Here is a 6,561-nt window from a genome sequence, read left to right as displayed (position 1 = left end):
TGTTTCAATCCACGCTCCCGCATGGGGAGCGACCGTTACTATGCTAACCTGCTATAATTTAACAAAAACAAATTGTCAAAGAGCGATCCTTCCGAAAATATATAATTTTTAAAATGAGTGTGAATTATTGAAGAGAAAAATAATGTGATTTCAAATGGTTTTGAAAATGCGAACCTATGAGTATCCAATCTTGCAACATCCCTATTAGGAACCTGATTTGGCTTTTTAATAAAATTTGAACTTAGAGTTCGCATTTTTTCACAGGATCAGTGGTTCATCAAAATCAATCGACTTTTTGGCTCCGATATGTTCAACCCGCCTTTTCCAGTTTGATCCGAGAAAATAAAATCTTAAACTGTCTCTTTCAGGATTTATTTCATCAATCAGGTTTTGCCTTAAAACTGTCCACTGTGCAGGATCGACCACACACTCAAAAACAGAGTATTGAACTCTTTGACCATAGTTCTGACATGCTTTTGCAACGCGCCGTAAACGCTTTGCGCCCTTTTCCTCTATGGAAACGTCATAGCTTACCAATACCAGCACAATAACTCCTTGACCTATTTCCAGATAAAAGGCGGGTATCCGTCAAGATCCCCACGGATAAACCTTGCCAGAAGCAGGGCCTGGATGAAAAACAAGGTTCCGATCTGGATTTTTTCATTTAAAAATGGATGAACCAGGCTTTCCTGCTTTCTTTTCTGATAAGCCGTCAGAATAGTCTTACGGGTATCATCATCCATATGAACCGCGCCTGACTCTTTTATGGTAAATCCGTCAGGCCTGATCTGCCCCCTGTTGATCATTGACAGTACAAGCCTGTCAGCAAGAAACGGCCTGAATTCTTCCATCATATCCAGGGCAAGACTTGGCCTGCCCGGACGGTCCCGGTGAAGAAAGCCCACTGACGGGTCCAGCCCCACGGACTCCAGAGCGGAACGGACATCATGAACCAGCAGTGTATAAACAAAAGAAAGCAGACAATTCACCCTGTCAGTTGGCGGTCTTCTGTTCCGTCCGGAAAAAGTAAACGCGTCCTTTTGCTGAAAGATCAATTCGTCAAAAATACTGAAATATTGATGGGCGGCATCTCCCTCAATTCCCCGAAGACTGTCCAGATCGTCTTTCTGCAACTCTTTTTGAATGTACATGGACAGCCGGTTGGATACTTTTTTTACAGAGGTCTGATCCATTTTTTCGGAATGATCCCGCAGGCAGCGTTCAAGCACGGTCCGGCAGTTTGCAATTTTTCCGGTCAGGACAAAACCTGCCACCTGTGCTGAAACTTCCGGCTTGTCCGCCATCCGGAACTGCTTTCTTCGCAGCAGGACATTGCCTGAAACCGGTCCTTTGACCATGGCCAGAAATTTCCCATATTCGGTCAGAAAGCTGATTGCCACATCTTTTTCCGCGCAAAACCCCATCAGGTAGGGACTGCACCCGACGGAACCGAAACAGACAATTCCGTCAAGGGTATGGATGGGGATGCGCAATACGGTTTTCTGTTCGATTTTAACGGCAACGGTTTCCCCGTCTTTGCCCAGGTATGCCCCCTGGGTGGTGATAAACAGGGTATTCAGATGTTTTTTCATTCAATCATATCTTCCCGAACCATTCTTTTTAACCAGGAAGAAACGGTCCGTTTTTTTGTAAGAGCCTTTGGCATGCATAATGATAGAAATGAGCAGGCATCACATTTTTTATCGTACTCAGGCGGTGGGGTTATTCCGGATTCAATCATGGCATGAAGTTGCCCTGCCGTTTCCATGGTTTTATGTCGCAATTCTTCATCAAAAATTACCTCCAGACGGCGTCTTGTCTTCCCATAAAAAAGTGCGCCGGACAGGATGTCAGTATTAAGCATCTCCTCAAGGCACATGGCCTGGGCACAAAGCTGGACCTTGTCGGACAGATTTTTTTTGGGTTTTCCTCGCTTGTACTCCACAGGGAAGGGGACCCATTTTTGAACGGAAGAATCTGTCCGGTGAAATTCAACCACATCCGCCTTTCCTGTTAAGCCCAGGCGGGCTGATTTCAGGGGCAACCCGTATTCAATTCTGATTTTACCTCTGTCTGCCTGATCGCCCCTGTCCACTCTTTCATGCATGACCCGACCCTGGGCCGTGAACAGGTTTTCCTCCCATAGCTGTTCAATATGAATCAGGGCACACTGCCGCCGGCAGAAAAGAATATGCTGCAGTGCTGATAATTGCAGATATTCCTTTTCCGGATACACCATTATTGCCCTTTTCCGGCACGTATCTGCTGTTTTTTATGAATCTCATCCACCAGATCCATGGACGCACGCCAGGCCTGTTCACAAAAAGCGGCAAAGGGTTTTATTGTCTCCGGTTCCGGCAGCAAATCGTCCCCCTTCTCAATCTGCCCCACGGCATAATGGTATTGGGACAAGGCGTCAATATAGGCTTTGCGCTGTTCCCTTGGCACAATGACAGGCGGCAGACCGGCCTTTAACACCGGCAGATTGGCAACAAGTCTTGCCATTCTGCCGTTTCCGTCAAAAAAGGGATGGATGCGAACAAAGGAAATATGAAGTGAAACATAGGCCTGCAACGCCTTTTTTTTATCTCCGGGGACAGCAGAGGCCATAAGCACATGATACAGCTTAAACCATTGTTCCATAAGTGACGGCACATCACCTGGTGTCGCATACTCAAAAACCACCTGCTTCTCATCAACCACGCCTACAGTTGAATTGGGTTCTTTTTTCCAGCCCCCTACAGGTTTGTATATGTCAATAATTACATGGGTCTGAACTGCTTTGTGAAGGTTGAATAGCGCCTCTTTATTAAAAGGCGTTCCCTGGTCCAGCAGGCCGTAGACCAGATCAATGGCCCTGGCGTGTCCCACCACCTCCTCATGGTCCTTGAGGGGCTTGCCTGAAATGGTCAAGCCCTCTTCAAGAACAAAGGCGGTTTCCCCCAGGGTCAGGGTGTTGCCCTCAATGGCTGTGGAAGTGTGGGTCCACAGATTGCGCAACTGGGTTATCAGGGCCTTTTGGAGGTCGTTATCCAGGTTTTGTAAAAAGTAGAGCATTCTTTGCCTTGATGGTTTAACCCGCATTGTGTTTACATTAATTCTTGTAAGGTAACACCGCTGGGAATTTGATCTTTATTTATTACAACTGAATAATCATCAAATTGGCGTGCAGGTCGGGCATTGTCTTTTCGTTCAACTTTTATAGTATCAAAGAGCTGATGAGCGGGAGCATTTCCCAGTTCGCTGTCGTGTTTGAATGCAATTAGCTTGCGGCTGCTCATGAACCCCCGGGCAGCGGAACGATCATGTTCAAACATATTGCTCAAGGCATTCCAAAGTAACTGCAAATCTTCATCACTAAATCCTGTTTTGGCAGACAGAGGCGCAGATATGAATCCTTTTGCCATATAGAGTCCATAGGGAACGATGTGTTTCCGTCCCATGGTTCTTTCTTTTTCCAGATCTTTTATATTTGTTACTGCCATGCGGGTAATGCTTATTTCCTGGGAAAAGATCGGCTCGACGCTTTTAGCAAAAGCCAGTTGAACAGGCCCTCTGACTTGACCGCAATTTACTTCAGTGGTCATTACCGCCCCAAAGGCGCGTACGTCAAAAAAATTGCTGCACATCCATCCGGTAACTTTTTTGGCATCTTCTTCTTTTTTGGGAAGCTTTTTTTTCTGGGGTTCAAAATTGTATTCTTTATACGCTGATTTGTTGGTTTCATTGAGTACGGCCTTTTCCTGAATATAAATGTTATACCCCGGTTTTCCGTCCATTAGAATAGATACGTGATTTCTTATTTTCCGTTTAAGACAGACATCTGTTACGAGTCCGTAACCGGTTTCAGGATCAAAACGGGGCAAATTTCCTGCATCCGGGTCGCCATTAGGGTTTCCATTTTCCACATCAAACAGCAGTATGAATTCGTACCGGTTGGCAATTGCAGTCATGGTTTAATTCTCCTCGATTTTTTTAGTGAAAAAGTTTTTGCGCTGATGGTAGTATCCAATCATAAAAAGGCCTTGCGCCTCGGCAGGAAGTGTTGACGGAAAAGCATCAAATTTATCCACAATGTCTTGAATCAGTTTTTCAAAATACGTTGCCCTTCCGGTTTTTTCAGGATCTTTTCTAAGTTTGGCAATATGATTGGTTGCATTTTTTAAAATCATGTGGAAAACAAGCCCCGGTGTTGCGGATGCTGATGAAAGATAACGATCCTTCATGGTCGCATTGGCACCGGGAATGGCCTCTTCCTGTGCTTTTTCCAGAACCGAGAACAGACGGCCCAGCAGATACGGTCCATCGGTTCTCTCTACGTCCAGCGTCATGGTAACCCCCTTTAAATTTGTCGCGGTTGCGTTGCGAATAAGATACGCTTTAAGCATGGCCGCACGAAAATAAGTTATACTGTGTTCACTGCGGATACGTTGAAGAACAAGCGGTAGCAGGTTTTGCGGAAAGCGCGAACCTGTTAATACGGCACGTGCCATGTTGCCTGCAAATACCGGAGAGACATTCTCACTTTTCCCCAGGGCAGCGGTTTGACACAGCAGGCGCCAAAGAGGCGGATATTCCGGTTCATTTTCAAACTGTCTTGCAATGGAAAGCTGATCAAAGTACAGGCTTATTCGTTTCAGTAGATTACCGAAACTGTCCACTTCCCAAAAACGAATGGAGAGCCGGGCTGCATTGGGTGATAACCCTAGAATGTAAAAGCGAACCGAATCATCCAGGTCGGGTATTATATCAGTGACCCGGCGGCCATCTTTGACCGCATGTAAAAGTCCGCGTATTTTTTCGGCTGTTTCCTGGTCGTCCTGATTTTCTTTCGAGGCGTTTGTCTCTATTTCAGGCGGATCAAAAAGGTAGGCAAAAATATCTTCAGCAGGGCTTGGTTTCTCTGCCCAGAAAACCAAGGTCATATCTCCGATAACAATATTCTGGCGGCTGTTGGATGATAACAACGCATTTAACGCTGTGGTATAAGCAAACGCAGACATTTCACTTACAGCGGCTTTGTCTTGCCCATAAGAAACAAAAGCCGTTGCATTATACGAGACGATATATCCCCCTGATGTCTGGCCTCCCCTGATGCCCTTTATTGGGGTGTGGACTCTTGCCTGGGGAACATTTTTTTCACCATTGACCATACATTGGATATGGGGGGCACTGATAGACTGCTGAATATATTTCAGCCAGGCTTTTCGGACAAGATTTCGTTCATGAATGTATCCGGGGACGCCATCCAGCCGGAACATAAAATTGGCGTTACATAGATCATCCCAGGGATGATATTGTGCAAGCACAGATTCCGCTTCCATTCTGTCCCATTGTTGGAGAAAGGCCAATACGGAGTTGACGGCGTTATCTTCAATGCCTTGGCACACTTCCTGGAGTAAGGCCTGAAAGGATTCAAACCGTGATTTATTATCATCCGTAGGACCGCCAGCATCAGCACCAAAGACATAGGCTGCTTTATCCCATAAGAAATTGGCTTTTATCCCGGATGTCCTGGTAACTGCAGCCGGTACAGGGATCGTTCTGGGGAGTAGCTTTTTTCCGCTTTGTTCCCTTAAATCATCCACGCCTTTGAGTGCTCCGGAATCATCGATAATCAGCGCAAAAGAGACCTTTTCAATGCTGGTTCCAAACGGAGGCATTCCGGATTCGGCGTCTGCGGCCACTCTTTCATAGTAGCTGTTCAAGGCCTGGAGAATCATGATGTTACCTCCGAAGACAAAGGATTCGGCGGACATATGATACCGTTTTCCATGATAGCTTTAAAAAATAGAGGCGTCTGTTTGTTATTGAAGTCAATATCGAGCAGCATATATCCTAAGTCTTTGGTGTGCCCTTTGTAGTAAGAGGAGGGGATCTCTTCCTCCATCAATTCAAAATAGGCCGGGAACTCTCTGCAACCCAGGCAGGGTTGATGAAAAAACTGTCCATTTTTCGCCCGTCTGTTAAAAATACTCAGGTGCTTTCCTTCGTTATCATCAGTACCGGCCTTATCTGTCATTTCAAAATGGGCTTCAATGATATATGCAACGTTTCTAAGTAGCGTGGTTGCCCGCTGCTGCCTGTTTTTGCCGTCATCGACAAGGTAATAAAGACGTTTCCCTTTGCTCATAACAGTAGCAGGATTGGGCTTGGGGATTTTAGACGCCACTTCATTACGACGGACATTGTCAAATTTGATGGGGTGCAAAACGTGTATTGCGTCAACCACCCAGCGAATGGCAGGTTTCCAGTGAATCGCTTCAAGAATACCTCGGGCTGCCGAAGGTGTCATAACATCATACGAGACACGTTCTACTTTCATCTCCGGGCGGGTGAAACAGGCATAATCACCCCAGACTCAATGTCATAAAGTTAAGAAACTTTTCAGATTAAAACCACGAAGTTCACGAAGAACACGAAGTTTAGTACTCTAATATCTTCGTGGACTTCGTGGTAAAATAAAATCTCAATGCTTAAGTTTATGGCATTGACCCCAGACTTTCAACTTGATTCCAAATGCCATAAATTTTCTCCTTTTTTAGAGATAGCAGGCCATTA

Annotated in this window: 6 protein-coding genes and 1 pseudogene; all 7 read right to left on the bottom strand. The window is 45.6% G+C overall.

Annotated features, from left to right (window positions below):
* Positions 1-258: 258 nt before the first annotated feature.
* On the bottom strand, positions 259-546 hold the full coding sequence (gene cas2 / locus Q366_RS17220) for a CRISPR-associated endonuclease Cas2 (RefSeq protein WP_035241356.1): 288 nt from the start codon (positions 544-546) through the stop codon (positions 259-261).
* Between the two features lie 14 nt (positions 547-560).
* Positions 561-1,592 carry a type I-C CRISPR-associated endonuclease Cas1c gene (gene cas1c, locus Q366_RS17215; protein WP_035241354.1) on the bottom strand — a complete coding sequence of 344 codons (1,032 nt, stop codon included), beginning with the start codon at positions 1,590-1,592 and terminating at the stop codon, positions 561-563.
* A complete protein-coding gene (gene cas4, locus Q366_RS17210; RefSeq protein ID WP_035241352.1) occupies positions 1,589-2,239 on the bottom strand; it encodes a CRISPR-associated protein Cas4 in 651 nt (216 codons plus the stop codon). The genes cas1c and cas4 overlap by 4 nt, the downstream gene beginning before the upstream one ends.
* Positions 2,239-3,057: a Fic family protein gene (locus Q366_RS17205; protein ID WP_035241350.1), complete on the bottom strand. Its 819-nt coding sequence runs from the start codon at positions 3,055-3,057 to the stop codon at positions 2,239-2,241. Before Q366_RS17205 ends, cas4 begins: the two co-directional genes overlap by 1 nt.
* 32 nt (positions 3,058-3,089) lie before the next feature.
* Positions 3,090-3,953, bottom strand: a complete 864-nt coding sequence (gene cas7c, locus Q366_RS17200) for a type I-C CRISPR-associated protein Cas7/Csd2 (RefSeq protein ID WP_035241348.1) — start codon at positions 3,951-3,953, stop codon at positions 3,090-3,092.
* A gap of 3 nt (positions 3,954-3,956) precedes the next feature.
* On the bottom strand, positions 3,957-5,759 hold the full coding sequence (gene cas8c / locus Q366_RS17195) for a type I-C CRISPR-associated protein Cas8c/Csd1 (protein ID WP_051958128.1): 1,803 nt from the start codon (positions 5,757-5,759) through the stop codon (positions 3,957-3,959).
* Positions 5,720-6,349: pseudogene (cas5c, locus tag Q366_RS17190) on the bottom strand (type I-C CRISPR-associated protein Cas5c); the annotation flags it as partial. The gene cas8c and the pseudogene cas5c, both read right to left, overlap by 40 nt.
* Positions 6,350-6,561 lie beyond the last annotated feature (212 nt).

It is taken from the genome of Desulfobacter vibrioformis DSM 8776 (assembly GCF_000745975.1).
GTDB lineage: Bacteria > Desulfobacterota > Desulfobacteria > Desulfobacterales > Desulfobacteraceae > Desulfobacter > Desulfobacter vibrioformis.
Note: the sequence above shows the minus strand (reverse complement) of the source record. Positions and strands in the feature narration are given on the sequence as shown.